Source organism: Kribbella italica (genome assembly GCF_014205135.1).
GTDB lineage: Bacteria > Actinomycetota > Actinomycetes > Propionibacteriales > Kribbellaceae > Kribbella > Kribbella italica.
Genome location: NZ_JACHMY010000001.1, coordinates 1,721,460 through 1,746,010 on the forward strand (window position 1 = coordinate 1,721,460; position 24,551 = coordinate 1,746,010).

A 24,551-nucleotide genomic window follows, 5' to 3' on the forward strand; every position below is an offset into this window, starting at 1 on the left:
GGTCAGAGGTCGATGACGCGATCGGTCACGGCGGCCAGCAGGTCCGGGTCGTGGGAGATCGCGACCACGCCGATCTCCTGCGCGCGAGCCTGTTCCAGCAGCAGGTGCCAGATGCGCGCCTGGGTGATCGCGTCGAGGCTCGCGCTGATCTCGTCGGCGACGAGGTAGCGAGGGCGGGCGAGCAGGGCGCGGGCGAGGTTGACCCGCTGGAGCTCGCCGCCGCTGATCTCGTGCGGGAAGCGGTCGAACCAGACGGGCCGGACCAGGTGCGGATCGACCGCCTCGACCTCGGCCTGGGAGGCGCCGGTCTCGGCGAGGATCTCGCGGACGGTCCAGTGCGGATTCATCGCGCGTTCGGGGTGCTGGAGCACGAGCTGGACCGGGTGCGCGCTGCCGCGGGGGTCGACGAGGATCTCGCCTTTGGTGGGCGTGAGGAATCCGGCGAGGAGCTTGCCGATGGTCGACTTGCCCGAGCCGCTGGGGCCGAAGAGGCCGACCACCTCGCCGGGTTCCACGGTCAGCGACGTCCCTTGGACGACCCAATCCCGGGTGTAGCGGAACCAGAGGTCCTTGGCGATCAGCACGACTGCTCCTCGGGAACGGCGAAACCGTTGGCGGGAAGGGCCTGCCACAGGGCCTTCGTGTATGGGTCGCGCAGCTCGCCGGTCCTGAACCCGGCCGGCGTGACGGTCTCGATCGTGCGGCCTTCGCGGCAGATCACCACGGTGTCCGCGACCTCCAGGGCGCCGCCCAGCTCGTGCGTGATCAGTACGACGGCCCGGCCGTCGTCGGCGAGCGCGCGGAACTCCTGCAGTACGGCGCTGACGTCCTCGCGGGGCAACCCCGGGGTCGGTTCGTCGGCGAGGATCAGGTGCGGGTCGCCGAGGGTCGCCATGGTGAGTAGGACGCGGCGGATCATGCCGCCGGAGAGTTCGTGGGGGTAGCGCCGAAGGACCTCGGGGCCGAGGCCGCGCGCGGCGAGAACGGTCGCGGCGACACGATGCCCGGCGCGACGGCCGGCGCGCGCGCCGAGCTGGGTTGCCAGCTGTGCGGAGCGGGTGACCTGGCGGCCGATGGTGGCCAGTGGGTCGAGGTAGTCGACCGACTGGGGGAGCAGTGCGATCTCCTGGCCGGCGAGGCGGCGCCGCTCGGCGTGGTCGAGCGGGCGGCCGTCGTACTGGATGGTGCCGGACTCGGTCGCGTTCGGGGGCAGCATGCCGAGGACGGCGTGCGCGAGCAGGGTCTTGCCGGCGCCGGACGCGCCGACGAGCGCGACGACCTGGCCGCGGTCGGCGGTCAGGTCCATGCCGGACAGCGCGACGACTTCGCGGCGCCGGAGGCCGCGCTCGTACTGGACGAAGCTCACCGTCAGTTGCTCGATGGCCAGCAGCGGGCTCACAGGTGGTGGCTCCTCGGGTCGAGCAGGGCCCGGGTGTTCTCGCCGATCGCGTCGACCAGCTTGACGACGACGAGCAGGCACAGGCCAGGCAGTACGGCGAGCCACCAGGCTCCGGCGGACAGGAACCGCATCGACTCGGCCAGCAGGACGCCGATGGACGGCTCGGCCGGATCGACGCCCAGACCGAGGAACGACAGCGCGGCCTCGTGCAGGATCGCGTGCGGGAACAGCAGGACCGTGCCGACCAGGAAGTGGCCGACCAGTTGCGGCGCGACATGGCGCCGGGCGATCCACCAACGACCTCGGCCGAGCTGGCGGGCGATCATCACGTAGTCCGACGACACCACCTGGCGGGCGTGGCCGCGGAGTACTCGGGTCAGCGACGGCCAGTGGGTCACGGCGACGGCGATGACGACCGCGCGGGTGCCGCCGCCGAGTGCGAAGGCCAGGAGGATCAGCAGGACCAGATGGGGGAGTGCGAGGAAGAGGTCGACGAGCCAGGTGACCGCGCGGTCGACGACCGGACCACCGACCGCGGCCGCGCACGCCATCAGCATCGCGAGCAGACCCGAGACGAGCGCGGCGCTGACGCCGACGACCAGGCTGAGCCGCAGGCCGGACAGGACGCGGGCGAGCATGTCGCGCCCGAGTCGATCGGTGCCGAACAGGTGTTGCCAGGACGGGCTGAGGTTGCGCGCCGCGAGTTCCGTCGTACTGGCGGCGTCGACGGCGAGCGTGCCCGCGATGGTGACACCGACGACGATCACGAGGGAGAGCGTGAGGTAGGCCAGGGTGCGGCTGCGCCTGCTGGTGGCCAGGAGCTGGGTCATCGGGCGGCCCCGAGCCGTCGCGTTCTCGGGTCGAGCCAGCTGTGTAGGAGGTCGCCGAGCTGGTTGCCGGTGTAGACGAACAGCGTGGTGAACAAGGCGATTCCGAGCAGGAGCGGGACGTCCTGGCCGAGGGCTGCTGCCGTGGTCGCGGCGCCGAGACCCGGGTAGGAGAAGACCTGTTCGGCGAGGAGCGAGCCGCCGAAGAGTTCACCGAGCGAACTGAACTGGAGGAGCAGAGCGGGGCCGGCGGCGTTGCGTAGTACTCGATGAACGACCAGGCCGGTGGTGCGTTCGCCTTGCGCGCGGGCGAAGGCGACGTAGTCGCTGGCCATCGCGACGGCCACGGCCTGCCGGGTGTGCAGTACGACGGGCGCGATGCCGACCAGGCTCAGCGTCACCGCGGGCAGGAGGAGGTGGTGCAGGCGGTCGAGCAGGCCGACCTCGCTCGCGACCTGACCGACCGGTACGGCGCAGCAGACCGGAGTCCACTGGAGCGCGACCGAGAACGCGTACAGGAGCAGGAGGCCGACCCAGAACGTCGGGGCGCTGGCGAGGGTGTAGGCCCACCAGGTGATGACGCGGTCGGTGAGCTGGCCCCGCCGGATGCCGGCCAGCAGGCCGAGGCCGAAACCGATCACGCCCGACAGGCACCAGGCGACGGACATCAGCGCGAGGCTGGTCAGGAACTTGCCCGCGATGACGTCCGCGACGGGCTGGTTGAAGGTGTGGGACTGCCCGAGGTCGCCCCTGACGACCTGGGACAGCCAGCTGGTGAAGCGTTCGACCGGCGGGTCGTCGAGGCCCCAGCGCTCGGCGATCTGGGCGCGCTGCTCCGGGCCGATCGCGGCGATGTCCGCGCCGACGTACGCGTCGATGGGATCGACCGGTGAGCCGAGCATCAGCGCGAACGACGCCACGGCGACGGCGAACAGCAGCAGGACCAGGCGGACCAGCCGGGAGAGCAGGGCTCCGCCCAGCGAGCCGCCGCGGTGTCCGCGGCCGTCGCCGGGTGCGGGTGCTTCCGGCGTCTCGCTGGTCAGCACGTCCATTTCCACTGGGTGATGCCGGCGGTGACCGGCCAGCCGTGCCCGTGGGGCTCGATCTGCGGCTTGCCGATGTCGAGGCAGTCGCTGACGAAGTACGTGTGCTCGAGGTTGACCAGCCAGGCCCAGGCGGCGTCGCCGGTGGCGCTGAAGCCGGTCTGCGCGGCCTTCCAGTACGTCGTCGCCTGCTCCTGGTCGGTGGCGCTCATCGCGGCGTCGAGGTCCTTCTGGACGGCGGCGTTGGCGTAGTAGCCCGGGTTCCAGTACTCGACGCCGGCCTGGGTGGACGAGTACAGGTTGTACATCTCGGTCGGGTCCTGGCTGCCCCACCCGAACAGCACCGCGTCGGAGTGCAGCCGCTTGTCGATCACGTCCCAGCTCACGCCCTGCGCCTTGATCTGGATCCCGAGCGGCTTCACCATGTCCGCGACGCTCAGCGCGAGTCCCTGCCGCAGGGTGTCGTCGGCCGGGTAGAGGAGGTTGAACGCCGCCTTGACGCCGTTGCGCTCGCGGACGCCGTTCTTGTCGACCCAGCCGGCGTCGGTCAGCAACTGCTTGGCTTTGGCGGCGTCGCCGCTCTTGATCGCCGAGGCTGGCTCGTACCAGGGCAAGCCGTCGACGGGCCCGGTCGCGGGCGAGCCGAAGCCTTCGAGTACGCCGTCCACCAGCGCGTCCCGGTCGACGGCGTAGTTGATCGCCTGCCGGATCGCCTTGTCCGAGGTGACGTTGTTGCCGATCGCCTGCCCGTCCTTGGTCTGACGGCCGGTGTCGGCGACGTACGGGAACATCACGCCACGGTTGTCGACCGATTTCACCGGGACGAGCCGCATGCCGTCGATCGTCGTCTTGGCCAGGTTCGACGGTACGGCGGCCATCGAGGCCTGGCCGGCCTTCGCGGCCGCGAGCGTCGCGTCCTCGCCGGTGAACGTGAACACGACGCGCTCGAAGGCCGGCTTGGTGCCGTAGTAGGCCTCGTTGCGCTGCACGATGAGCTGCTGGCCCTCGTCCCACTGGACCAGGGTGAACGGGCCGGACCCGATCGGCTTGCGGGCGTAGTCCTTGCCGTGGGCGTGCTCGGGCACGATGCCGAGCGAGACCAGGCGGTTGACGAACGTGCTCTGCGGGCGGCTGAGGTGCAGCTCGACCGTGTCGTTGTCGGTGGCAACGGCCTTGCTGAGCGCGGTGACGTCGGTCAGGCCGCCGGACTTGCTGGCGGTGGTGAAGGTGTAGGCGACGTCCTTCGCGGTGAGTGGCTGCCCGTCGCTGAACTTCGCGTCGGTGCGCAGGTCGACCGTCCAGACCAGGCCGTCGGCACTCACCGAGTGTCGGGTGGCCAGGTCGTTGACGATCTTCAGGTCCGCGTCGCGCGTCAGCAGGGTCGACTGGAACAGCGGAGACCCGTACCGGCCCCAGCCGAGCGTCGGGTCGTACCCGTCCTCGGACTCGCCGCCGATCGCCAGGCGCAGTTCCTTCGGCGTACCGCTGGAGGCCGGTGTGTCGACACCTGCCGTGCACGCGGCCGAAACCATCAGCAGCCCTACGACGGCGGACGCCGCCTTCGCTCCACGCAGCACCGATTCCTCCTCGTTCCACCTGCGACTGGATCGCAGAAGTCGAGGGAAACCTATGGGGTGATCGGGGGTGAAGGCAACTGCCGTGTCAGGAACCGGCGTTGACCTGCTGGTGGGGGCGCGCGGGGTTCTGTGGTGGGGGCGTCCACCTTGGTTCGGTCGCACTCCTCAGACAAGCTGAGGAGCTAGAGTGGGTGGATGATTCGTCGCCATCCGTTGGTCGAGCAGGCTGCCGAGGAGATTCTGCGGCGGGTGGGTGCGGGGGAGTGGGCGGTCGGGCAGAAGCTGCCGGGGGAGACGACGCTGGCGGTTCAGCTGGGGGTCGGGCGGTCGACGGTGCGGGAGGCCGTTCGGGAGTTGGCCGGCCGGCGGGTGCTGGAGAGCCGGCAGGGAGCTGGGGTTTTCGTGGTCGGCACGCAGCCGGTGGAGGACTGGGACCAGGTGCTGCGGCGCGCCGCGATCGGGGATGTCCTGGAGGGGCGCCTGGCGATCGAGACCGAGGCGGCCAGGCTGGCGGCTTCCCGGCGTACGGCCGGTGATCTGCGGGCGTTGCAACGGACGCTGGTCGCTCGGGCCCGGGCGGCGGACGAGTTGGCGGACGAGGAGTACATCGAGGCCGACCTCGCGTTCCACCGCGCGGTGGTGACGGCGGCGCACAACGCGGTGCTGGGCGAGTTGTTCGACAGCTTCGTGCCGCGGGTGAGGCGGGCGATGGTGGACATGCTGAAGCTCGATGCGAAGGCACAGCAACGCGGGGATCAGGCGGAGCACGCGGCGATCGTGGAAGCCATTCGGGAGAAGGATCCGGAGTTGGCTGCGGCGGTTAGCCGGTCGCATCTTGCTGGGGTGCGCAGTGGGCTCTTACCCGGCTGACGGGACGACTGTGTAGCCGTGGGTTTCGATGGCGGTGAAGCAGAGGGCTTGGATTTCGGGGCTGGGGAAGGCGGCGCTCACGCGTTTGGTGTCGAGGTTGATGTCGGAGACGGTGACGCCGTGGGTTTGCAGGACGCCGGTGATGGTGTTGGTGCAGTGGGAGCAGGTCATGTCGGGGATCTCGAAGACCACGTCGGGGTGGGGCATGGTGGGCTCCTGTTCGAGGATGGTGAGGAAGGTGTCGACGAAGAGGTCGACCAGGCCAGGGAGCAGGGGTGGGCCGGTGGTGGTCATGTTGGCGAGGCAGCGAGGGAGCTCGCCGGCGGGGAGGTCGGCGTACTGCGGGAGGTCGGCGGCGGCGATCGCGTCGGCCTTCAGGGTGCGCAGGGTCGTGGTGGACTCGGGGGCGTAGCGGAGGCCGCCGTCAGGGCGGACTTCGAGGGCGATCGGGATCATGCCGCGGCGGAACGTCGACGACTGCAGACCCCAGTACCAGGTGTTGGCGACCACCGCGAAGATGCCGGAGTCGCGCAGGGCGATCGCGAAGGCGGCCGGGTCGTCGTACGGCGTGCTGCCGGCCAGGTACGCGTGCTGGACGAGCGCTCGGGCGGTGGTCTCGAAGCCGACGGCGAGGATCTCGCGCGGGTCGGCGTCGGTGGTGGTCGCGGTCATGACGCGTTGCTCGGCGTCGGTCAGCCGGCTCAGGGCGGGCAGGGCCTGGCGGAGCGCGAGGGTCGTCTCGCGGGCGACGACCGGGACGATGGGGCCGAGAGCGCTGCAATGAGCGACGTTGAGTACGCCGGTGCTGTCGTGCCAGAGGACTCGATGGGTCGCGCTGGTCGCGAGCTCCAGGTCGAGGTGGTTGCGTTGGGCCGGGGTGAGCCGGCCGTCGGGGGAGAGCGGCGTGACCTCGGGCTCGACGGTCCACGGGGAAGGTGGCGGGAGGTCGGGCGTCCAGGGGGCGATCGTCTCGGCCAGGATGCGGGCCGCCACCGCGCGGTCGTAGTCGGACATCGGCGCCTCCCCTGGGGACTCGTCCCAATTCTCCTGGGAAGAGCTGAACGCTGCCGATCACACCGCGTGTCCGGATGAGTTCACGGCGGTGCAGTGCGATCAGCGGGGCCTCTGGCGAAGCGGCTGACGTAGCAGCGAGTTGGCTACAGCTGCAGCAGCCCGTGCGACGCGGCAGCCTCAGCCGGCCGTAGGCCGACCGGCGGCGGCGGCAGCACAACCCGGCGATAGCCGGAAGTGCCGGCGCCAGCCGGCGGGCGCCTGCGTAGCGCGCGTGGGAAGAAGCTGCTAGCCCGCTCCGGGTCACCGTCGCGTAAGCCGCAGGACCGGGTACTCGCGCTCCGACTTCTCCTGGTACTTCGCGATCCGCGGCTGCGCCTCGGCGATCCGCTTCCACGCCGCCGCGCGCTCGGCCTGGCCCAGCCGCTCCGCCGTCACCGGTACGGCGGCCTGGCCCGCGAACTCGACCGTCACTTGGTCTGGGTGGGCCGTCAGGTTCGCGTGCCAGTCCGGGTGCTGGCTGCCGCCGCCGGAAGCGACCACTAGCCACGACTCGCCGTCGGCGAACCAGGCCAGCGGCGTCGCCCGCGGCTCGCCGCTGCGCCGCCCGACCGTGGTGAGCACGAGCACGTCCATGCCCATCATCTGCCCCTTGCCGTCGCGGATCTTCCGGCTCGCGCGGGCGCCCATCTTCACCTGCAGCCACCGCGAGAACCGTCCCGGAGTCCCCGGCTTGCGCTCGGCCTGCTGTGTTTTCGTCATACCGAAGACGCTAGAGGTCAGGCAGCCGGCGTCGCTTCTCGATTCCTGATCACCTGCGGGCGGCCGCGATCTCCCGACCCAGTTCGCTGTCCGGGAAGCGGTCGAGCAGGGTCCGGAGTTCGTCGGCACCCAGGTTCGCGCCGAAGGCCTCGGCCCGAGGCTGCAGCCGTACGCCGTCCGCGAGCCGGTCGAGCACGACCGGGTCGAAGCCCAGGTCGTCGACGAACTCGGTGACCACGGCAACGTCCGACGGGTTGTCGCCGGCCACGGCGATCGCCTTGCGGCCCGGCGTACCGGAGGGCAGGGCGCCCTCGTCGAGGTCGTGGTAGCCCATGTGGTTGAAGCCCTTGACCACTCGCGCGCCATCGAGGAACGCGGCGACGAGCTCGCTGGACGACGACCGCGGATCGGTGAGGTCCTCGCGGTGACCGTCGACTTCCCACCAGTAGTTCATCGCGTCGACGACGAGCTTGCCGCGCAGCTGGTCGACCGGGATCGCCTGGTACTTGCCGAGCGGCAGCGCCAGGACGATGAGGTCGGCCTGCGCCGCCGCCTCCACCGCGGTGGTGGCGACGGCGCCGGGAACGAGGATCTCGACGGTGAGCGCGATCCTGCCCGGATCGCCCGAGCCGGCGATCAGCACTTTGTAGCCCGCGGCAACGGCCAGCCGGCCGAGCACGGTGCCGACCTTGCCGGCGCCGAGGATCCCGATCGTGTGGACACCGGTGGCGCTCATGCCTGCTCGACCGAAGCCGGCGTCAGCTCCGCCAGCCGCTCGCGGACCTGCGGGATCACCTTGCCGCCGAACAGCTCGACCGCGCGCATCCGCGCACCGATCGGCTGCGTGCCGCTGGTGTAGATCAGGTCGAACCGCCCGACGTCCACCGCGCTGACCGCGCGCGCGATCTTGGCGGCGACGGTGTCCGGCGACCCGATGTAGAGCGAGCCGTGCTCGATCTCGGCCAGGTACTCCTCCGGGCGGATCGGCGGCCAGCCGCGCTGCTGTCCGATCCGGTCGCGGATCACCTTGTAGTGCGGCCAGTAGATCTCGCGCGCCTCCTGGTCGGTGTCGGCGACGAAGCCCGGCGAGTGCATGCCGACCGGGTGCGCCGTCGTCCCGAACTGCTCGGCGGCCCGCCGGTACAGATCGATGTACGGCGCGAAGCGGTCCGGCTGGCCGCCGATGATCGCGAGCATCAGCGGCAGGCCGTGGTGCGCCGTCCGGACCACCGACTGCGGCGAACCGCCGACGCCGATCCAGGTCTTCAGCCGGCCGGACTCGGTCTTGGGGAAGATGTCCGCGTCGGTCAGCGCCGGGCGCGTCGTACCGGACCAGGTGACCGGCGCCTCGTCGAGCAGCTTGACGAACAGGTCCGCCTTCTCCTCGAACAGCACGTCGTAGTCGGCCAGGTCGTAGCCGAACAGCGGGAACGACTCGGTGAACGATCCGCGGCCGAGGATCACCTCGGCGCGGCCGTTGGACAGCGCGTCGACGGTCGCGAACCGCTGGAAGACGCGGACCGGGTCGTCCGAGCTGAGCACGGTCACGCCGGAGGCGAGACGGATCCGGCTGGTCCTGGTCGCGATGCCGGCCAGGACGGTCTCCGGCGAGGAGATCGAATACTCCGGCCGGTGGTGCTCGCCGAGGGCGATCACGTCGACGCCGAGCTCGTCGGCCACGACGGCCTCCTCGACGACCTGACGGATCGCCACGGCGTGCGGGACCAGCTGGCCGGTGTCGTCCTGCGGGACGTCGCCGAAGGTGTCGAGTCCGAACTCGAGATCTGTCACGGGTCCTGCGCTCCCTGGGTCGTGAGGAGGTTGATGCGTCAATCCTAGCGGTTCGAGTTGACGCGTCAACCAGGTGATTTGAGAGTCGTAACGCACGGCCGGGGTGACTTCCTTCCCGGACCCGGCGGACTGGGTAGATTCGGCGCATGGCGGTCGGTCCGGCGGTACCGGTGGAGGCGGCGCGGCGGATCGCGCTGCTGGCTCAAGGGTTCGGGGAGGCGCGCCCGGGGCGGGCGGACGTGCGGCAGGTCCGGCGGGTGGTCGAGCGGGTCGGCGTACTGCAGGTGGACTCGGTGAACGTGCTGTGCCGGTCGCACTACCTGCCGGTGTTCTCGCGGATCGGGGAGTACTCGCGGGAGCGGCTGGACCGGATGTGCTGGGGTGGTGGCGAGCTGTTCGAGTACTTCTGGGGGCACAAGGCGGCGCTGCTCCCGGTGTCGTCGTACCCGCTGGTGCGGTGGCGGATGCAGGTGGCCGAGCGGCAGGTGTGGGACGAGCCGCTGGACCCGGAGCTGCAGGTGCCGTGGTCGGTCGTGGTCGGGATGCGGCGGCTGAGCGTGGAGCGGCCGGGGCTGGTCGACGACGTGCTGGCGACGGTTGCCGAGCAGGGCCCGATCACGGCCGGCGAGGCCGATCGCGACGGCGTACGACGGAAGCGGAGCGACCCGGATCCGGACCCGACGACCGGCACGATGTGGAACTGGCAGGACGCGAAGATCGCGATGGAGTACCTGTTCGCCACCGGACGGGTCGCGATCGCGGGGCGGCGGCACTTCGAGCGGCTGTACGACGTCGCCGAGCGGGTGCTGCCGACGGGCGGTCCGGAGCTGGACGACGACGAAGCCCGGCGGGAGTTCGTGCGGATCGCGGCGCGGTCGCTCGGGGTGGCGACGGCGGGCGAGCTGTGCGGGGCGACGCGCGGGCACTATCCGTTGCCCACGGCAACCGCCAGGCGTGTGGTCGGCGAGCTGGTCGACGCCGGGGACCTGGTGCCGGTACAGGTCGACGGGGTGAAGCAGCAGAGCTACCTGTGGGCGGAGGCCGAGGACCGCCCGGTCAGCGCGCGGGCGTTGCTGTCGCCGTTCGACACCTTGATCTGGAACCGGGACCGCACCGAGCGGCTGTTCGACTTCTTCTACCGGATCAGCATCTACACGCCCGAGGCCCAACGCGTCCACGGGTACTACGTGCTGCCGTTCCTCCTCGGTGACCGGCTGGTCGCCCGGGTGGATCTCAAGGCCGACCGGAAGAACTCGGTGCTGATCGTGCCGACCGTCACGGCCGAGCCCGGCGTACGGGACGTGGTCGAGCCGCTGGCGGCCGAGCTGGAGCTGATGGCCCGTTGGCTGCGCCTTGATCGGGTGCAGGTGACAGCCGGCGGAGCCTTCGGGCGCGCGGTGGCGAGTGCGGTGAAATCCCGGCCCGTGGACGCCGGGCCGGAGGGTGGGCGAGCGTCTCTACGATGACTACTGATTCAGTCGACATTCGACGCTTCGGTGAGGACCCCGCAGATGACGACCAGCTACCACGCCGCCGGTGACCGCTACGAGCGGCTGGAGTACCGGCGGGCCGGCCGGTCCGGGCTCGAGCTGCCGGCGGTCTCGCTCGGGCTGTGGCAGAAGTTCGGCACCGACTACCCGTTCGCGACGCAGCGCGAGATCGTGCTGCACGCGTTCGACCTCGGCGTCACCCACCTCGACAACGCGAACCGGTACGGCCCGCCGTTCCGCGGCGCGGAGAAGTTCCTCGGGCAGTTGCTGCGCACCGACCTCGCGCCGTACCGCGACGAGCTGGTGATCACCACCAAGGCCGGCAACCCGATCAGCCCGAGCCCTTACGCCAAAGGCGGTTCCCGCAAGTCGCTGCTCAGTTCGCTGGACCACAGCCTGCGTGATCTCGGCACCGACTACGTCGACATCTTCTACCACCACCGGCCCGACGCGACGACCCCGCTCGAGGAGACCGTCGGTGCGCTGGTGAGCGCGGTCCAGCAGGGTAAGGCCCTGTACGTCGGGGTGTCGAACTACCCGACCGACCAGGCCCACGACGCCGCCGAGCTGCTGCGGCAGGCCGGCGTACCGCTGCTCGTGCATCAACCGCGGTACTCGATCTTCGACCGTACGCCGGAACGCTCCGGCCTGCTCGACCAGGCGGCCGCGGACGGGTTCGGGTTGGTTGCCTACAGCCCCTTGGCGCAAGGGCTGCTGACCGACAAGTACCTCGACGGCACGATCCCGGAGGGTGCGCGAGCGGCCAACAGCACGTTCCTTTCGCCGGAGCAGCTCGACGGCGTGTACCGGGAGCGGGCCACCGCGCTGAGCAAGATCGCGCACGGGCGCGGTCAGTCGCTCGCTCAGCTGGCGCTGCAGTGGGTGCTGCGGCGTCCGGAGGTGACGACCGCGCTGATCGGCGCGAGCTCGACCGATCAGCTCGACCACAATCTCGCCGCGCTCGACTTCCCGCCGCTGACCGACGCGGAGCTGGCACTGATCGACGAGCACGGCGTCCACGGCACGGGTGCACGTGCCTGACCTTGGGAGTGGTTGTGACCGTTTCGCTTGAAGCCTCCTTCCGTCTGCGGTACGGGTCCGCGGACGTGCCGCCCGCTGCGTGGACCGAGGTGATCGCGCAACAGCTGGCGCACCGGTCGGTGCGGAGCTACCGGCCCGATCCGGTGTCCGACGAGACGCTGACGGCGCTGATCGCCGCGGCGCAGTCGGCTCCGACGTCGGGGAACCTGCAGCTGTGGAGCGTGGTCGCCGTACGGGACGAAGTACGCCGTACGCGGCTCGCCGAGCTGGCGGGGGAGCAGGACTTCATCACGCAGGCGCCGTTGCTGCTGGTCTGGCTCGCCGACCTGGCCCGGGCCCGGCACGTGACCGAGCAGATCGGCCAGGCGTCGTCGGAGGGTGCGGACTTCGTCGAGGCGGCGCTGCTCGGGTTCGTGGATGTCGCGCTGGCGGCGCAGAACGCGGCGCTGGCGGCGGAGTCGCTGGGGCTCGGGACGGTGTTCGTCGGGGCGATCCGCAACCGGCCGCTCGAGGTCGCCGCGGAGCTGGAGCTGCCGGCCAACGTGTTCCCCGTCTTCGGGCTGACCGTCGGTCATCCCGACCGGTACGACGAGACGTCGGTGAAGCCGCGGCTGCCGCAGGAGGCGGTGCTGCATCACGAGCGGTACGCGCTGGAGCCGCAGGCGGCGCACGTCGACGCCTACGAGGAGCTGCTGAACCGGTACTACGCGGCCGCGGGGATGCCTCAGGGCTGGGTCCGCCGGGTGGCCGCGCGGTTCGGCAGCGTCGCCGGGCTGAAGGGCCGCGAGCACCTGCGCGAAGCGCTCCGGGTCAAGGGGTTCCAGCTCCGATGAGAGCGCTCGCGTGACGGACTGGACCACTGACGCGTTGTCAGGTCATGAAGACTCACGGGGACAGTGTTGAGGAGGTTCGGCCGGACACGGTCGATCCCGGGTTGGCGGCCGCGACGCTGAGCGTCTACGCGCACCGCCACGAGGTGGTCCATTTGTTGTACTCGGCAACCGACGAGCCGGACGCGCTGCGCCGGGTCGCCGAGATCCTGCATCTGGAGGAGTCGACCGTGGCCCGGGTGCTCGACCAGCCGCTGCGCTGGATGAGCGCCCCGGCCCGCGAGGCGCTGGAGACGGCCGCCGCCCGCGGAGTGTCGATGATCCCCGAAGCGGCCGAGCTGGCGACGACGGCCGCCGGGACCGACCAGGCCTGAGGCCCGGGCCGCAGCGGCTCAGCCAGGGCCGAGAGCGCTCAGGGCGAGCAGGGCGGTGTCGTCGGCGAGCGGTTCGCCGAAGCTGGTGAGGAGGTCGGAGAGGGCCTCGACCAACTCACCGGCCGGCGCTCCGGCGTACTGGAGGGCGAGCGTTCGCAGGGCGTTCTCGCCGTAGTAGTCGCCGTTGACGCGGGCTTCGGTGAGGCCGTCGGTGTAGAGCAGGAGCGTGTCGCCGGGCTGCAGGCGCAGGCGGGTCGGCGGGAACTCACCGGTCGGCAGGATGCCGATCAGTGTGCCGTCGGCGCTCGGGAGGAAGCCGGCCGTGCCGTCGGCGCAGATCAGGAGCGGCGGCGGGTGGCCGCCGGAGGCGAACTCGACCTCGACCTGACCGGTCGTGGGATCGGGGATCAGGGTGCCGAAGATCGCCGTGCAGTAGCGCGGGTCACCGGTCGCGTAGCGCTCGTTGAGTACGGCGTTGAGCGTCGCGAGGGCGGACCCGGGATCGTGCAGGGCGGCCGCGCGCAGGGTGTAGCGGGCCAGTGACGTGACGGCGGCGGCCTCGGGGCCTTTGCCGCAGACGTCGCCGAGGAAGAAGCCCCAGCGTTCGCGGTCGACGGCGAACACGTCGTAGAAGTCGCCGCCGAGCTGGATCGCCGACGCGGTGTGGTAGTACGCCGCGGCCTCGACGCCCGGTACCTCGGGGAGCTGGGCGGGGAGCAGGGACTGCTGCAGGACGGCGAGCGCGTCCTGCAGTTGCCGGCGATCGGCCTCGGCTTGGCGCTGCGCTGCTTCGGCCACGCGCTGGGCCGCCTCGGCGACTCCCCGCGCGTCCTCCGCGTCACTCTGGGCCGATTCGGCCACCTGCTGGGCGGTCTCCGCTGTCCGGCGGCCGCGAAGGAGTTCCTCCTCGTACGTGCGGCGGATCTGGGCGTCGAAGACCGTCGTACGGACGAGGACCGGTTCGCCGTCGGCGTACTTGACCTTCGACGAGACGAGGACCGGAATGCGGCCGCCGTCGTCCTGCTTGAGCTCGAGCGCGACACCGCTGACCTCACCCTGCAGCCGTAGCGACGGCGCCAGGTGGGTCTCGTGGTAGAGCTTGCCGCCGATCGTCAGCAGGTCGGTGAAGCGCATCCGCCCGACCACGGCGTCGCGCCGCAGCCCGAGCCAGTCGAGCAGTGTGGCGTTGATCTTGACGATCGTGCCGTCCATCGCGGTCGACAGCTGGCCGCTCGGCGCGGACTCGTAGACCTCCTCGGCGCTGTCGCCGAGCGTCACTGCAGGCCCGCGAGGAAGCCGGTGATCGCCTGGTTGGTCGCCTCCGGCGCTGACAGGTGGGGGCAGTGGCCGGTCGACTCCAGCGTGACCAGCGTCGAACCGTCGATCGCGGCGTGCGTGTACGCCCCGACCTCGCGCGGCGCGATCACGTCCTCGGTCGACTCCAGGATCAGCGTCGGCACCGCGACCGACGCCAGATCGGCGCGCGAGTCGGACAGGAACGTCGTCCGGGCGAAGACCCGGGCCATCGCGGGGTCGGTCGCGCAGAAGCTGGTCGTCAGCTCCGCGCCGAGCTCGGGCCGGTCGGGGTTGCCCATGATCACCGGCGCCATCGCCGACGACCAGCCGAGGTAGTTGGACTCCAGGGAGGCCAGCAGCTCGTCGATGTCGTCGCGGCCGAACCCGCCGCGGTAGTCGCCGTCGTTCAGGTAGTGCGGCGACGGCGCGACCATCACGAGCGCGCCGATCCGCTTCGGCGCCTTGCGGGCGGCCAGGACGCCGACCATCGCGCTGACCGAGTGCCCGACGAAGACCGCGTCGCGCAGGTCGAGCGCCGTACAGACGTCGGCGACGTCGTCGGCGTACCCCTCGAGGCTGGAGTAGCGCTGCTCGTCGAAGGCGGCCGGGTCGGACCGGCCCGCGCCGACGTAGTCGAACAGGACGATCCGGTGGTCGACGGCCAGGGCCGGGACGGTCAGGCGCCACATGTTCTGATCGCAACCGAAGCCGTGGGCGAGCAGGACGGTGCGGCCGTCGGGGTTGCCGGTGATGGTGACGTTGTTCCGGCGCAGGATGTCCACCCGGTCATCTTCGCAGCCGGTGTTCGGTCTTGGGCGACGGCTTACCGGCGATCGCTACGGCGGGGGCGCTGCTCGTTGTGCACTGGGCCGGAGCACGGCTCCTCGCCGGCGGCGTCGGCCAGGTCGTAGGCGACCAGCGGGCACTGGGTGCAGTAGAGCAGGCCGTCGTCGGGGTCCACGAGCAGGTCGTGGTTGCCGGTCGCGAACGGGACCGGGCAGGCCGTGTCGGCGATCTCCTGGAGGTCGGCGAAGTGTGTGTCGCAGCGGATGCACACGGGCCCGGCGGCGAACCGGCCCTGCGAGGTGACCCGGTGCAGGTCGATCACGCGGTGACCGTTGATCTCGGCGTAGGGATCCGTCACGGGCGTCGTCCTCCAGGCTGGTCTGCGCTCGCCCTTCCAGGTGCCCACAGCAAGGGTGTGTTACGCATCCGGTCTATGACGGATCTGTCACGAGCGCGCCGGGACCTGGTCGACGACGGTCAGCAGCCGGTGCAGCATCGTCACCCGGATCACCGAGTCGACCCGGGGCCGGAGCGCCGCGAGCGTCAGCGAACCGCCCGCGGCCACCGCCGAGTGGTGCAGCTGGACCAGCGCGCCGAGGCCGCTGGAGTCGCAGAACGCCAGGCCGGACAGGTCGAGGACGAGCGCGCGGCCGGCCGCGACGACCGGTCCGCCGGCGTCGATCAGCAGGCCGGTCGTGCCGAAGTCGAGCTCGCCGGCGACGGTCGCGACGACGTCGGTGCCGCGGTCGTCGGTGGTGACCGTCAGCAGCTGGGAATCACTCACTGGTTCGCTCACTGGGCTTCACTCACTGGGGGAGTTTACGGGTGTCGATCAGGTGCTGGGCGACGTCGCGGAGCTTGGTGTTGGTGTCCTGGGAGTACCGCTTGAGGATCTGGAAGGCGCGCGCCTCGTCCAGGTCGAACCGCTCCATCAGGATCCCCATCGCCTGACCGACCAGCTTGCGGGCGTCGACCGCGGCCGTCATCGTCTCGCCGTCGCGCGCGGCCGCGACGGCGACCGACGCGTGCCGGGCCAGGATGTGCGCGATCGCCTCGTCGTCGGCGGAGAAGGCGTCGGGCAGGCCGTTGTAGAGACTCAGTACGCCGATCAGCTGGTCGGCGGCCCACATCGGAACGTGCAGCACCGAGCCCACGCCGTACGCCGTGACGCGCGCGCTCCAGGCCGCCCAACGGGTCTCGGTCGCGACGTCCGCGACGTACACGGTGGTGCCGTTGGTGAGCGCGGCGACCAGTGGGCCGTCGCCGGCGTCGATCTGCTCCTGGTAGATCTGCGTTACCAGCGGGTCGGTGACCGCGCCGATCTCCCAGCCACCGAGCCCGGTCAGCATCACACCGGCGTACGTACAGGCCTCTGCCTGGAGGGCGAACTGGACGACGGTGTCCACCGTGTCCTCCACGCCCTCGGCGTCGTGCAGCTCCACGGCGAGTCGCGCGAACACCGTGGCCAGCATCGGCTCCGGACCGTCATGGTCCAGAGCCTCCTGCAGGTCCTGCTTCTCCACCGCCGGGGCCGAGGCGTGCTCAGTCATGCCCATATGATGCACGGCCCCTGCTCTGGCTGGTCATAGCTCCCGGATGATGGTTCCGAGTCGTGACCCCGCGAGTAGCCTCCGTCCGTGGACAAGCTGCAGAAGGTGCTGGACGCGCTGGTTTCCGCGGGGGCGACGGGGGTGCTGCTGGACTGGCGTTCGCCCGAGGGCGAGTGGGTCGGGAGCAGCGGGGTCGGGGAGCGGGTCAGTGGGGTTGATCTTCAGATACACCGATGATCTGCCGGAGCCGGCGGAGACGCTGGCGAGGGCGGTGGCCAAGCCGCGAGGGTTGGGCGAGTGGGCCTACTCCAACACGAACTACGTCGCGCTGGGGTTGCTGATCGAGGCGGTGACCGGGCGGCCGTACGGCGATGTCGTGCGGGAGCGTGTGCTGGAGCCGGTGGGGCTGACGCGGACGCGGATGCCGGGGGACGAGGTGGACCTGCCGGAGCCGCACCTGCACGCGTATCTGGAGATCGACGGGAAGCTGGAGGACCTGGCGCGGATGAACGCGTCGCAGGCCTGGGCGGCGGGGCAGCTGGTGTCGACGGCGGCGGATCTCAACCGGTTCTACGCGGCGGTGCTGGGTGGGGAGTTGCTGGGTGGGGACGAGTTGGCGGCGATGCTGACCGGCGTACCGAATGGCGACGGTACGGCGTACGGGCTGGGGATCGGGCGGGAGACGCTGCCGGAGACGGGGGTGTTGCTGGCGGAGCTGCTACCGCGATATTGAGTGTTCAACTAGTCTGGGGGTAGGTGGCGACCAGGGAGTAGAGGACATGGCGATCTTCAGGCTGAATCATGCGGTGCTGTACGTCGGGGATCTGGCGGCGAGTGTCGCGTTCTACCGGGACGTGCTCGGCTTCGGGTACACGGAGGTCGGGGACAGCTTCAAGGGAGGGGCGTTCCTGCGGGCGCCGGGGTCGACCAACGACCACGACCTCGGGCTGTTCGAGCTCGGCGCGCAGGCGGGGCCGTCGGCTGCCGGGCGGTCGACGGTCGGGCTGTACCACCTGGCGTGGGAGGTGGACACGCTCGGCGATCTGGTGGATCTGGAGCAGACGCTGGCGGCCGCGGGTGCGCTGGTGGGGAAGTCGGATCACGGGACGACGAAGTCGCTGTACGGCAAGGATCCGAACGGGCTGGAGTTCGAGATCGTCTGGATCATCCCGGCTGAGCTGCTGACGGATGCCGACCGGAACAAGGCGGGCGTTGCGCCGCTGGATCTTGCGGCCGAGGTGGAGAAGTACGGGCGGGAGGCGTTGAGCGGGGTCGGGATCTCGCGGACCTGACGGGGGCTGGTACTTGGAGGCGGTCGGCGCGGCGAGGACCGACAGACGGTCGGCGCGGAACTAGCTTTCGAGGAGCGTCAGGTCGCGTTCGGCGTACTGGCGGTGTTCCCACTCCTCGTTGAGGACGATGAGCAGGCACTCCTTCAGCGGGAAGTCCTCGATCACGGGCCAGCCGGGCGCGCTCTGCGTGACGGTCGATGTGAGCTGGTCGTCGGTGAGTGACGCGATCACCTCGCGGACCATCGCCTGACGCTCGGCGCGGAGCGCGAGTGCCTCGTCCACCGACGGGCGGGCCTCGCGGTCCCACGGGATGCCCGGCCAGCCGGGTGCCTCGTCCCAGGGCAGGTCGAGCGGGTGCCACGGCGACGGGTTGCCGAGGATCATCCGTCCGATCCAGGCATCACTGGCGAAGCACAGGTGCCGCACTGTCTGGATGAACGACCACTCCTCGCCGACGTTGCGGTGCAGGTCCGCCTCGGGGAACGTCCTGGCCCGCGCGACCGTCTCGCCCCAGAGCCGTTCGAGGATCGCCCACGCCGTACGGAACCCGTCGGCGTCGTCCGGCCGCATCTTTGCGCGGTCCGGCGTACGGCGGTTGAGCTCCGCGTCGATCAGCGGCGCGATGTCGACGCCGTTCACGACGACGTTCAGAATCTCGCCGCGGATCTCCAGGTCGCACAGCTCCACGCCGTACAACTTGGTCCGGTACAGGCTGCCACCACGGATCTCCAGGTCACTGAACGCCACTTTGCGCAGCACGGTCTCGTCCATGCCGCTCACCCTAGAACCGTTGCCGGACGTTCCACTTCCGCGACAGCTCAGATGGTGAGGTGGGATCAGCGGTTCCGGTCCTCGATCGTCAGGCCGTCGCGTTCGTCGTCCCAGGCCGCGGAGGAGATGCGCCAGCCGGCCGTCGTACGGACGAACTGGATGGTCTTCATGCCGCGGCCGGTGAACGGCTCGCCGTCCTGGACGCCGGACTTGCCGTAGGCGCCGAACCAGTGGGCGATGTCGCCGAACACCTCGGTGCGCCCGTCCTCGGCCCACTCGCGGAAGTCGGTGAGGCTGCCGCTGGTCAGCAGCTTCTGGCGCGGCGCGATGAAGTCGTCGACGCCGTACGCGACCGGTTCGGCGCCGCACGTCTTGACGACCAGGGCCGAGGGCAGCAGCAGGTCACGCAGGCCGTCGAGGCGCTCGGCGACGTCGTCACCTGAGGTGAACGCGCTGAAGAACGCCTTCACCATGGCCTCGAGCTGTGCGGTATCGGTGTCCACTCGGCTGCTCCCTCTCGACCGGTCAAGGCGTCCGAGACTAGCGTCGACAGGATCGTGAAAGGGAACCTGGTTACCGTCGAGGGACCTTCGAGAAGGAGTCGGCAATGAGATCGCTGATCGTGTTCTGTTCCGTCACCGTCGACGGGTTCATGGCCGGGCCGGACAACGACCTGGGGTTCATGATCGACGACGAGGAGCTGGAGACCACGCTCAACGGGGAGCTGATGCGGGCCGCGGACGCGATCGTGGTCGGGCGGAAGTCGTACCCGGAGATGTCGTCGTACTGGACGACGGCCGAGGGCGAGCTCGCCGAGTGGATGAACGGTACGCCGAAGCACGTGCTGTCCAGCGACGACTCGTACGACGTGAGCGCGTGGAGCAGCGCGGCGCTCGCCGCGGGTGACGGCGTCGAGCAGGTCCGGAAGCTGAAGGCCCGGAAGGGCAAGAGCATCGTCGTGTTCGGCGGCGTCGAGACCGTGCGGGCGCTGGTCGCCGCGGGGCTGGTCGACGAGTACTGGTTCAAGGTGCACCCGGTGGTGGTCGGGCGGGGACGGTCGATGTTCTTCGACCTGACCGGCCGGAGCGAGCTGAAGCTGAGCAGCGTGCGGTCGTTCCCGAGCGGGAGTCTGGGCGTCGTCTACACAGCGTGACGCGCGTCGATTGACAGTCGATAGGAAGGCAGTGATAGTCGAGCCGTGCAGATGATGGATCGGGTCGTGGTACCGCTCAGGGTGTTCCTCGTGCTGCTGTTCGCGGGGCTGGTGTTCGCGCAGGTGGTGAGCCTGCCCGGGCAGTTCGGGCAGCTGAAGGGGGACGGTGCGGACCTGCGCTGGCCGCTGACGGTGTTCTCGATCCTCGAGGTGGTCTGCGTCCAGGTGGTGATCGTCTGCATCTGGCGGCTGCTGACGCTGGTGAAGGCCGACCGGATCTTCAGCGAGAAGGCGTTCGGCTGGGTCAACGTGATCCTCTGCGCGATGGTGGCCGGCTGGGTGCTGCTGCTCGGGATGACGATCTACCTGTCGGTGCGCGCGGACGACCCGGGTCTGCCGATCCTGCTGATCGGGCTCGTCCTGGCCGGCGGTGTCGTGCTGCTGCTGATGGTGGTGATGCGTGCTCTGTTGCGCCAGGCCACCACCCTGCAGACCGACATGGAGGCGGTGATCTGATGCCGATCGTGGTCCGGATCGACGTCGAGCTCGCCAAACGCAAGATGGGCGTCGGCGAGTTCGCGGAGCTGGTCGGCCTGACGCCCGCCAACGTCGCCGTCCTCAAGAACGGGCGCGCCAAGGCGGTCCGGTTCAGCACGCTGGAAGCGATGTGCCGGGTGCTGGACTGCCAGCCCGGAGATCTTCTGGAGTGGGTCGAGGACTGATGTCGATCTCGCGTCGGGCCGTTCGACGCAGGGGTGAGGATCGATATCGACGAAAGGCTGGACCATGTCTTTTCAGGCGTACCTGGACAAGATCGAGGAGAAGACCGGGATGACCCCGCGGGCGCTGCTGGAGGTCGCCCGGGAGAAGGGTTTCGAGGGACCGGAGACGAAGATCGCGCCGCTGGCGGAGTGGTTGAAGGACGAGTACGGCGTGGGCCGCGGGCACGCGATGGCGTTCCTGCACGTGGTGAAGAACGGCACGACGATCAGCGACAAGCACGTGGGCACGACCGGCGTGCACCGGGACGCGAGCGCTGAGCTCTGGCTGGACGGGAAGGCCACCAACCCCGTCGGGTGAGAGAGGGAGGGGAGGGCGGGCCGCCCGGAGCGCCACGCTTCGCGGGCGTGCTGTGGCGGGGTCCGGCCGGATGGCTCGGAACGCCACGCCACGCTGCGCGGGCGCGGGCTGGGGCGGAGGCGCTGCCGGGCGGCGTGCGCCGCCCGGCGTACAGGTCAGTTGCGGATCTCGTGGAAGCTGCTCATGTGGTTGACCATGGCGACCTCCGTCGGGAGGCGTTCCATGCTGCTGGCGCCGAGGAAGCCGACGACGCCCTCGACCTTGGCCAGGACGTGGCGGGCGTCGTCGGGAGTGGCGATCGGGCCGCCGTGGCAGATCACCAGGGCGTCGGGGTTCACCGCGAAGATCGCGTCGCGCAACCGGGTCACCAGGTCGACGGACTCGTCGAGCGTGAGGCTGCTCTGGGCGCCGATCATGCCGGACGTGGTCAGGCCCATGTGCGGGACCAGGACGTCGGCGCCGGCCTCGGTCATCGCGGTCGCCTCGGCCTCGTCGTGCACGTAGGCGAGCGTGACCAGGTCGCGCTCGCGGGCGGCGGCGACCATCGCGACCTCGGTGGAGAAGCCGAGGCCGGTCTCCTCCAGGTTCGCCCGGATGATGCCGTCGAACAGGCAGACCGTCGGGTAGTTCTGCACCCCGGCGAACCCGGCCTCCTTGACCTTGTCGAGGAACCGCGGGATGTCGCGGAACGGGTCCGACCCGCAGACGCCGGCCATCACCGGGAGCTGCTTGGTCACCGGGAGCACCTCCGAGCCCATCTCCATCACGATCGCGTTCGCGTCGCCGTACGGCATCAGGCCGGCCATCGAACTGCGGCCGGCCATCCGGTACCGGCCCGAGTTGTAGATCACGACGAAGTCGAGCCCGGCCTCCTCGGCGCACTTCGCGGACAGCCCGGTACCGGCGCCGCCGCCGATGATCGGGCGCCCCTCGGCGACCTTGCGGCGGAATCCGGCCAGCAGTTCGGCGCGGGACAGAGTGTTCATCTCGTCTCCTTCTCCAGCCAGGTGGCCAGCAGGTCCACCGCGGCGGCGGACACCGCGGGATCGTTGAGGTCGGTGTCGAAGTCGTGTACCACGATGTCCGGCCGCAATGCGGCGCGGAGGGCGGTGTAGAGCGCGTGATCGGCGGCCGGGTCGTGGAACGGCGCACCGGGCACCGACAGCTGCGACAGCCCTTGATGGGGGAACAGCACGGCCACCGGCCCGGTCGACGGGTTGATCCTGGACGCGATCCGCCGGCCGAGTTCCGCGCACTCGTCGACGCTCGTGCGCATCAGCGTGACGGCCGGGTTGTGCGGATGCAGGTGCCGATCGCGGAAGCGCGACGGGACGCGCTCGGGCCCGTAGAAGTTGACCATGTCGAGCGCTCCCACACTCACCACCTGCGGTACGCCGGTGCTCGCGGCCGCCGTCAACCGCTGAGCACCGGCCGAGCAGACCCCGCCGACCAGTTCGTCGGCCAGCTCGGTCGTGGTCAGATCCGCGACAGCCTGTACGCCGCCACTGCGGACCAGCGACTCCAGCGTCCGCCCGCCGACTCCCGTGCAGTGGAACGTCACCGCCTCGATGCCACGCTCGTCCAGCCCGGCGACGACCGCGCTCCCGCACACCGTCGTCACCCCGAACATGCTCACGGCAACCAAGGCGCCGTCGTCACCTGACCGGCGGGAAGCCGACGCCATCCCCACGCAGGCCGCGGCCGCGTTGGCGAGAACCGGACGGCTGAGCCGGTTGAGCCCGTTGATGTCGACCACGGGGTACATCAACGTCAGGTCGGCCTCACGCACGTACGCCGTGGTGTCGCCGGCGGCGATCGTGGAGACCAGCACCTTGGGGAGGCCGAGCGGGAGTGCCGCGCTGACCTCCGCCATCACGTACGCCGCGTTCGAGCCGCCGACGGCCAGTACGGCGTCGACCTCACCACGGGCGACCAGTTCGAGCACGATCACCGCAGCACCACGACCCATCACGGTCATCGCAGTGTTCCGGTCACCGGCGCGGCGCAGCCGGTCCAGCTCATCGCCACCGGCGTGTGCGACGGTCTGCCGCGTGATGGTGCGAGAGTTGCCGAGGGCATCCAGTCCCGGTTCACCCAGTACGCCGACGTCGATCAGCACCGAGGTCGCGCCCAGCTCACTGATCCGGTCGCGCAGGAACGCGTACTCGGCGGCCTTCGTGTCGAGCGCGCCGATCAGCGCGATCGCCGGCATCAACTGATCCCGTAGTCCGGCACGAGCACCTCGGCCCCGCCCTGCAGTGCCGACTGGTGGGCGCAGATCCCCGGCGCGGTCCAGGTCGCCGCCGTCCGCGCATCGACCCGCGGCCGGCGCTCCTCGACGATGCTCGACACGAACTCGTGCACGAGGTGCGGGTGCGACCCGCCGTGCCCGCCGGCAGTGAACGGTCGCAACGACACGGGCAGCAGTTCGGGCGCACCGTCAGGCCGTACGTCGCGCTCGTCGACCGCCCGTCCGCGCCGCCCGGGCTCCAGCGGCCGCATGGCGAACTCCTTCATCGGCCCGCCCTCCAGCTGCGGCCACTCCAGCGCGCCTTCGTCGCCGTACACGGAGAAGCCCTCGAGGTAGCTGCGGCCGAGCTGGAAGAACGACATGGTGACGTTGGCCACCAACTCACCAGCCAACTGGAACAGCGCGGCCTCCGTCCCGTAGCCCGGCCCCGCGACGCCGATGCGATCCGGCGTCAGCGGGCTCGACCCGAGACACCGCACCGACTCGACCCGCGACCCGGCCAGTGCCAGCGCGGGCGAGAGCGCGTGCGTGACGTAGTGCATCGGCGGATACCCCAGCCAGTACGGCGGAAAGCCGTCGAGGTTCTGCAGATGCTCACCCCGGAAGTACGCAAGCCGTCCGAGCCGTCCCGAGTCCAGCAGCGACCGCGCGTGGAAGTACTCGCGCGAGTACACCGCGGTCTCCATCATCATGTAGTTGCGCCCGGCACCTTCCTGGGTGGCGATCAGCTGGTCGAGATCGTCCAGGGTCGTTGCCATCGGCACCGCCGACGCACAGTGCCGGCCGGACTTCAGCACCTGCTGGACCTGGCCCGCGTGCAGCGCGACCGGAGTGAGCAGGTGGACGGCGTCCCACCCGGGCGCGGCCAGAGCCTCCTCAAGGCTGTCGAACCGGTCGGCGATCCCGAGCCGGTCCGCGACGGCCGCCGTACGGGCTGGGTCGCTGTCGACCACGGCGACGCGGCCGACCGACTCGTGGGCCTGGTAGATCGGGACGAAGTCGGCGCCGAACCCGAGGCCGACCACGATCACGTCGATGCTCATCGGACCGGCACCTCCCGTTCCTCGCCGAACAGGAAGACGGCGCCGCCGGTGGCGAAGTTGTCCAGGTCGGCGTTCGCCTCGCGGCCGGCCTGGGACTCCAGCACCAGCTCGAGATCGGCGCGGCTGTCGGTGTAGAGCTCGGCCTGGTAGTGGTACGCCGGGGGAGTGCCGTCCGGCGCCGGGTCGAACCGGCAGACCGTCCAGCGCTTCAGGCCCACCATCCGCTGGGCGATCGGGATGTGCTTGTCGTCGTAGTACCGGTCGAACGCCCCGATGTCGTCCGGGGTTCCGTAGAGCACGGTCACCTTGTACAT

Annotated in this window: 32 protein-coding genes; 12 read left to right on the plus strand and 20 right to left on the minus strand. The window is 70.4% G+C overall.

The window, feature by feature from the left end; all coding sequences use genetic code 11:
• Window positions 1–2 precede the first annotated feature (2 nt).
• Genes HDA39_RS08065 through HDA39_RS08085 form a run of 5 tightly spaced genes read right to left on the minus strand, consistent with a single transcriptional unit; the run spans window position 3 to window position 4,846 of the window.
• Window positions 3–584: an ATP-binding cassette domain-containing protein gene (locus tag HDA39_RS08065; RefSeq protein WP_184794605.1), complete on the minus strand. Its 582-nt coding sequence runs from the start codon at window positions 582–584 to the stop codon at window positions 3–5.
• Window positions 578–1,399, minus strand: a complete 822-nt coding sequence (locus HDA39_RS08070; RefSeq protein WP_184794606.1) for an ATP-binding cassette domain-containing protein — start codon at window positions 1,397–1,399, stop codon at window positions 578–580. The genes HDA39_RS08065 and HDA39_RS08070 overlap by 7 nt, the downstream gene beginning before the upstream one ends.
• Complete coding sequence (locus tag HDA39_RS08075; RefSeq protein WP_184794607.1) at window positions 1,396–2,229, minus strand: ABC transporter permease; 834 nt, start codon at window positions 2,227–2,229, stop codon at window positions 1,396–1,398. The genes HDA39_RS08070 and HDA39_RS08075 overlap by 4 nt, the downstream gene beginning before the upstream one ends.
• Entirely contained in the window at window positions 2,226–3,278 is a 1,053-nt protein-coding gene (locus HDA39_RS08080; protein ID WP_184794608.1) for an ABC transporter permease, read from the minus strand. The genes HDA39_RS08075 and HDA39_RS08080 overlap by 4 nt, the downstream gene beginning before the upstream one ends.
• Window positions 3,266–4,846, minus strand: coding sequence for an ABC transporter substrate-binding protein (locus HDA39_RS08085; protein WP_337925671.1), 1,581 nt, complete (start codon window positions 4,844–4,846; stop codon window positions 3,266–3,268). The genes HDA39_RS08080 and HDA39_RS08085 overlap by 13 nt, the downstream gene beginning before the upstream one ends.
• A gap of 195 nt (window positions 4,847–5,041) precedes the next feature.
• Here HDA39_RS08085 and HDA39_RS08090 point away from each other — a divergent pair, with 195 nt between their 5' ends.
• Window positions 5,042–5,716, plus strand: a complete 675-nt coding sequence (locus HDA39_RS08090) for a FadR/GntR family transcriptional regulator (protein WP_184794609.1) — start codon at window positions 5,042–5,044, stop codon at window positions 5,714–5,716.
• On the opposite strand, the gene HDA39_RS08095 is transcribed toward HDA39_RS08090, so the two are convergent.
• From HDA39_RS08095 to HDA39_RS08110, 4 genes are all read right to left on the minus strand, one after another.
• On the minus strand, window positions 5,705–6,730 hold the full coding sequence (locus tag HDA39_RS08095; protein ID WP_184794610.1) for a heavy-metal-associated domain-containing protein: 1,026 nt from the start codon (window positions 6,728–6,730) through the stop codon (window positions 5,705–5,707). The genes HDA39_RS08090 and HDA39_RS08095 overlap by 12 nt on opposite strands.
• 300 nt (window positions 6,731–7,030) lie before the next feature.
• Entirely contained in the window at window positions 7,031–7,489 is a 459-nt protein-coding gene (locus HDA39_RS08100; protein WP_184794611.1) for a nitroreductase family deazaflavin-dependent oxidoreductase, read from the minus strand.
• Between the two features lie 49 nt (window positions 7,490–7,538).
• Window positions 7,539–8,225 carry an NADPH-dependent F420 reductase gene (locus HDA39_RS08105; protein ID WP_184794612.1) on the minus strand — a complete coding sequence of 229 codons (687 nt, stop codon included), beginning with the start codon at window positions 8,223–8,225 and terminating at the stop codon, window positions 7,539–7,541.
• Window positions 8,222–9,280, minus strand: a complete 1,059-nt coding sequence (locus tag HDA39_RS08110; RefSeq protein WP_184794613.1) for an Atu2307/SP_0267 family LLM class monooxygenase — start codon at window positions 9,278–9,280, stop codon at window positions 8,222–8,224. Before HDA39_RS08110 ends, HDA39_RS08105 begins: the two co-directional genes overlap by 4 nt.
• A gap of 146 nt (window positions 9,281–9,426) precedes the next feature.
• Between HDA39_RS08110 and HDA39_RS08115 the strand changes: the two genes are divergently transcribed.
• From HDA39_RS08115 to HDA39_RS08130, 4 genes are read left to right on the plus strand one after another with little or no spacing between them, the layout of a single operon-like run.
• Complete coding sequence (locus HDA39_RS08115) at window positions 9,427–10,746, plus strand: winged helix-turn-helix domain-containing protein (protein ID WP_184794614.1); 1,320 nt, start codon at window positions 9,427–9,429, stop codon at window positions 10,744–10,746.
• 45 nt (window positions 10,747–10,791) lie between these two features.
• A complete protein-coding gene (locus HDA39_RS08120) occupies window positions 10,792–11,811 on the plus strand; it encodes an aldo/keto reductase (protein ID WP_184794615.1) in 1,020 nt (339 codons plus the stop codon).
• Window positions 11,812–11,825: 14 nt separating this feature from the next.
• Window positions 11,826–12,644 (plus strand): nitroreductase family protein, encoded by an 819-nt coding sequence (locus tag HDA39_RS08125; RefSeq protein WP_202892910.1) that lies wholly within the window; start codon window positions 11,826–11,828, stop codon window positions 12,642–12,644.
• A 44-nt stretch (window positions 12,645–12,688) separates the two neighbouring features.
• Complete coding sequence (locus tag HDA39_RS08130) at window positions 12,689–13,015, plus strand: hypothetical protein (protein ID WP_184794616.1); 327 nt, start codon at window positions 12,689–12,691, stop codon at window positions 13,013–13,015.
• Window positions 13,016–13,033: 18 nt separating this feature from the next.
• Here HDA39_RS08130 and HDA39_RS08135 read toward each other — a convergent pair whose 3' ends face one another.
• The 5 genes from HDA39_RS08135 to HDA39_RS08155 form a co-directional block, all read right to left on the minus strand.
• The gene (locus HDA39_RS08135) at window positions 13,034–14,293 is read right to left on the minus strand and encodes a PP2C family protein-serine/threonine phosphatase (RefSeq protein ID WP_337925672.1); all 1,260 of its coding nucleotides are present in this window, start codon (window positions 14,291–14,293) and stop codon (window positions 13,034–13,036) included.
• A complete protein-coding gene (locus HDA39_RS08140) occupies window positions 14,290–15,093 on the minus strand; it encodes an alpha/beta fold hydrolase (RefSeq protein WP_184794617.1) in 804 nt (267 codons plus the stop codon). The genes HDA39_RS08135 and HDA39_RS08140 overlap by 4 nt, the downstream gene beginning before the upstream one ends.
• 41 nt (window positions 15,094–15,134) lie before the next feature.
• Window positions 15,135–15,455, minus strand: a complete 321-nt coding sequence (locus HDA39_RS08145) for a hypothetical protein (protein ID WP_184794618.1) — start codon at window positions 15,453–15,455, stop codon at window positions 15,135–15,137.
• A gap of 87 nt (window positions 15,456–15,542) precedes the next feature.
• Entirely contained in the window at window positions 15,543–15,881 is a 339-nt protein-coding gene (locus HDA39_RS08150) for an anti-sigma factor antagonist (RefSeq protein ID WP_184794619.1), read from the minus strand.
• Between the two features lie 22 nt (window positions 15,882–15,903).
• Window positions 15,904–16,647 (minus strand): GAF and ANTAR domain-containing protein, encoded by a 744-nt coding sequence (locus tag HDA39_RS08155; protein WP_420488713.1) that lies wholly within the window; start codon window positions 16,645–16,647, stop codon window positions 15,904–15,906.
• An 87-nt stretch (window positions 16,648–16,734) separates the two neighbouring features.
• On the opposite strand from HDA39_RS08155, the gene HDA39_RS08160 reads away from it, so the two are divergent.
• The 3 genes from HDA39_RS08160 to HDA39_RS08170 are packed head-to-tail and all read left to right on the plus strand — an operon-like array spanning window position 16,735 to window position 17,939.
• Window positions 16,735–16,884, plus strand: a complete 150-nt coding sequence (locus HDA39_RS08160; RefSeq protein WP_184794621.1) for a hypothetical protein — start codon at window positions 16,735–16,737, stop codon at window positions 16,882–16,884.
• The gene (locus HDA39_RS08165; protein ID WP_238356006.1) at window positions 16,862–17,380 is read left to right on the plus strand and encodes a serine hydrolase domain-containing protein; all 519 of its coding nucleotides are present in this window, start codon (window positions 16,862–16,864) and stop codon (window positions 17,378–17,380) included. The genes HDA39_RS08160 and HDA39_RS08165 overlap by 23 nt, the downstream gene beginning before the upstream one ends.
• A 46-nt stretch (window positions 17,381–17,426) precedes the next feature.
• Entirely contained in the window at window positions 17,427–17,939 is a 513-nt protein-coding gene (locus tag HDA39_RS08170) for a VOC family protein (protein WP_184794623.1), read from the plus strand.
• A 60-nt stretch (window positions 17,940–17,999) separates the two neighbouring features.
• On the opposite strand, the gene HDA39_RS08175 is transcribed toward HDA39_RS08170, so the two are convergent.
• Window positions 18,000–18,710: a DinB family protein gene (locus HDA39_RS08175; protein WP_184794624.1), complete on the minus strand. Its 711-nt coding sequence runs from the start codon at window positions 18,708–18,710 to the stop codon at window positions 18,000–18,002.
• A 65-nt stretch (window positions 18,711–18,775) separates the two neighbouring features.
• Entirely contained in the window at window positions 18,776–19,213 is a 438-nt protein-coding gene (locus HDA39_RS08180) for a DUF4440 domain-containing protein (protein WP_337925673.1), read from the minus strand.
• Window positions 19,214–19,317: 104 nt separating this feature from the next.
• Between HDA39_RS08180 and HDA39_RS08185 the strand changes: the two genes are divergently transcribed.
• From HDA39_RS08185 to HDA39_RS08200, 4 genes are all read left to right on the plus strand, one after another.
• Entirely contained in the window at window positions 19,318–19,863 is a 546-nt protein-coding gene (locus HDA39_RS08185; RefSeq protein WP_184794625.1) for a dihydrofolate reductase family protein, read from the plus strand.
• A gap of 51 nt (window positions 19,864–19,914) precedes the next feature.
• On the plus strand, window positions 19,915–20,379 hold the full coding sequence (locus HDA39_RS08190) for a DUF2975 domain-containing protein (RefSeq protein WP_184805718.1): 465 nt from the start codon (window positions 19,915–19,917) through the stop codon (window positions 20,377–20,379).
• Entirely contained in the window at window positions 20,379–20,585 is a 207-nt protein-coding gene (locus HDA39_RS08195) for a helix-turn-helix domain-containing protein (RefSeq protein WP_184794626.1), read from the plus strand. The genes HDA39_RS08190 and HDA39_RS08195 overlap by 1 nt, the downstream gene beginning before the upstream one ends.
• A 64-nt stretch (window positions 20,586–20,649) precedes the next feature.
• Entirely contained in the window at window positions 20,650–20,943 is a 294-nt protein-coding gene (locus HDA39_RS08200; protein WP_184794627.1) for a DUF4287 domain-containing protein, read from the plus strand.
• A gap of 155 nt (window positions 20,944–21,098) precedes the next feature.
• Here HDA39_RS08200 and HDA39_RS08205 read toward each other — a convergent pair whose 3' ends face one another.
• The 4 genes from HDA39_RS08205 to HDA39_RS08220 are packed head-to-tail and all read right to left on the minus strand — an operon-like array spanning window position 21,099 to window position 24,551.
• On the minus strand, window positions 21,099–21,929 hold the full coding sequence (locus tag HDA39_RS08205) for a phosphoenolpyruvate hydrolase family protein (RefSeq protein WP_184794628.1): 831 nt from the start codon (window positions 21,927–21,929) through the stop codon (window positions 21,099–21,101).
• Window positions 21,926–23,155, minus strand: a complete 1,230-nt coding sequence (locus HDA39_RS08210; RefSeq protein ID WP_184794629.1) for a Tm-1-like ATP-binding domain-containing protein — start codon at window positions 23,153–23,155, stop codon at window positions 21,926–21,928. Before HDA39_RS08210 ends, HDA39_RS08205 begins: the two co-directional genes overlap by 4 nt.
• The gene (locus HDA39_RS08215; RefSeq protein ID WP_184794630.1) at window positions 23,155–24,237 is read right to left on the minus strand and encodes a Gfo/Idh/MocA family protein; all 1,083 of its coding nucleotides are present in this window, start codon (window positions 24,235–24,237) and stop codon (window positions 23,155–23,157) included. The genes HDA39_RS08210 and HDA39_RS08215 overlap by 1 nt, the downstream gene beginning before the upstream one ends.
• Window positions 24,234–24,551, minus strand: a complete 318-nt coding sequence (locus tag HDA39_RS08220; RefSeq protein WP_184794631.1) for an EthD family reductase — start codon at window positions 24,549–24,551, stop codon at window positions 24,234–24,236. The genes HDA39_RS08215 and HDA39_RS08220 overlap by 4 nt, the downstream gene beginning before the upstream one ends.

Coding starts and splice junctions, on each gene's coding strand:
- HDA39_RS08075 (WP_184794607.1), bottom strand. CDS start 2,229: ATGACCCAGCTCCTGGCCACCAGCAGGCGCAGCCGCACCCTGGCCTAC.
- HDA39_RS08080 (WP_184794608.1), bottom strand. CDS start 3,278: ATGGACGTGCTGACCAGCGAGACGCCGGAAGCACCCGCACCCGGCGAC.
- HDA39_RS08090 (WP_184794609.1), top strand. CDS start 5,042: ATGATTCGTCGCCATCCGTTGGTCGAGCAGGCTGCCGAGGAGATTCTG.
- HDA39_RS08095 (WP_184794610.1), bottom strand. CDS start 6,730: ATGTCCGACTACGACCGCGCGGTGGCGGCCCGCATCCTGGCCGAGACG.
- HDA39_RS08100 (WP_184794611.1), bottom strand. CDS start 7,489: ATGACGAAAACACAGCAGGCCGAGCGCAAGCCGGGGACTCCGGGACGG.
- HDA39_RS08105 (WP_184794612.1), bottom strand. CDS start 8,225: ATGAGCGCCACCGGTGTCCACACGATCGGGATCCTCGGCGCCGGCAAG.
- HDA39_RS08115 (WP_184794614.1), top strand. CDS start 9,427: ATGGCGGTCGGTCCGGCGGTACCGGTGGAGGCGGCGCGGCGGATCGCG.
- HDA39_RS08120 (WP_184794615.1), top strand. CDS start 10,792: ATGACGACCAGCTACCACGCCGCCGGTGACCGCTACGAGCGGCTGGAG.
- HDA39_RS08130 (WP_184794616.1), top strand. CDS start 12,689: ATGAAGACTCACGGGGACAGTGTTGAGGAGGTTCGGCCGGACACGGTC.
- HDA39_RS08155 (WP_420488713.1), bottom strand. CDS start 16,647: ATGACTGAGCACGCCTCGGCCCCGGCGGTGGAGAAGCAGGACCTGCAG.
- HDA39_RS08170 (WP_184794623.1), top strand. CDS start 17,427: ATGGCGATCTTCAGGCTGAATCATGCGGTGCTGTACGTCGGGGATCTG.
- HDA39_RS08175 (WP_184794624.1), bottom strand. CDS start 18,710: ATGGACGAGACCGTGCTGCGCAAAGTGGCGTTCAGTGACCTGGAGATC.
- HDA39_RS08185 (WP_184794625.1), top strand. CDS start 19,318: ATGAGATCGCTGATCGTGTTCTGTTCCGTCACCGTCGACGGGTTCATG.
- HDA39_RS08190 (WP_184805718.1), top strand. CDS start 19,915: ATGATGGATCGGGTCGTGGTACCGCTCAGGGTGTTCCTCGTGCTGCTG.
- HDA39_RS08195 (WP_184794626.1), top strand. CDS start 20,379: ATGCCGATCGTGGTCCGGATCGACGTCGAGCTCGCCAAACGCAAGATG.
- HDA39_RS08200 (WP_184794627.1), top strand. CDS start 20,650: ATGTCTTTTCAGGCGTACCTGGACAAGATCGAGGAGAAGACCGGGATG.
- HDA39_RS08205 (WP_184794628.1), bottom strand. CDS start 21,929: ATGAACACTCTGTCCCGCGCCGAACTGCTGGCCGGATTCCGCCGCAAG.
- HDA39_RS08210 (WP_184794629.1), bottom strand. CDS start 23,155: ATGCCGGCGATCGCGCTGATCGGCGCGCTCGACACGAAGGCCGCCGAG.
- HDA39_RS08215 (WP_184794630.1), bottom strand. CDS start 24,237: ATGAGCATCGACGTGATCGTGGTCGGCCTCGGGTTCGGCGCCGACTTC.
- HDA39_RS08220 (WP_184794631.1), bottom strand. CDS start 24,551: ATGTACAAGGTGACCGTGCTCTACGGAACCCCGGACGACATCGGGGCG.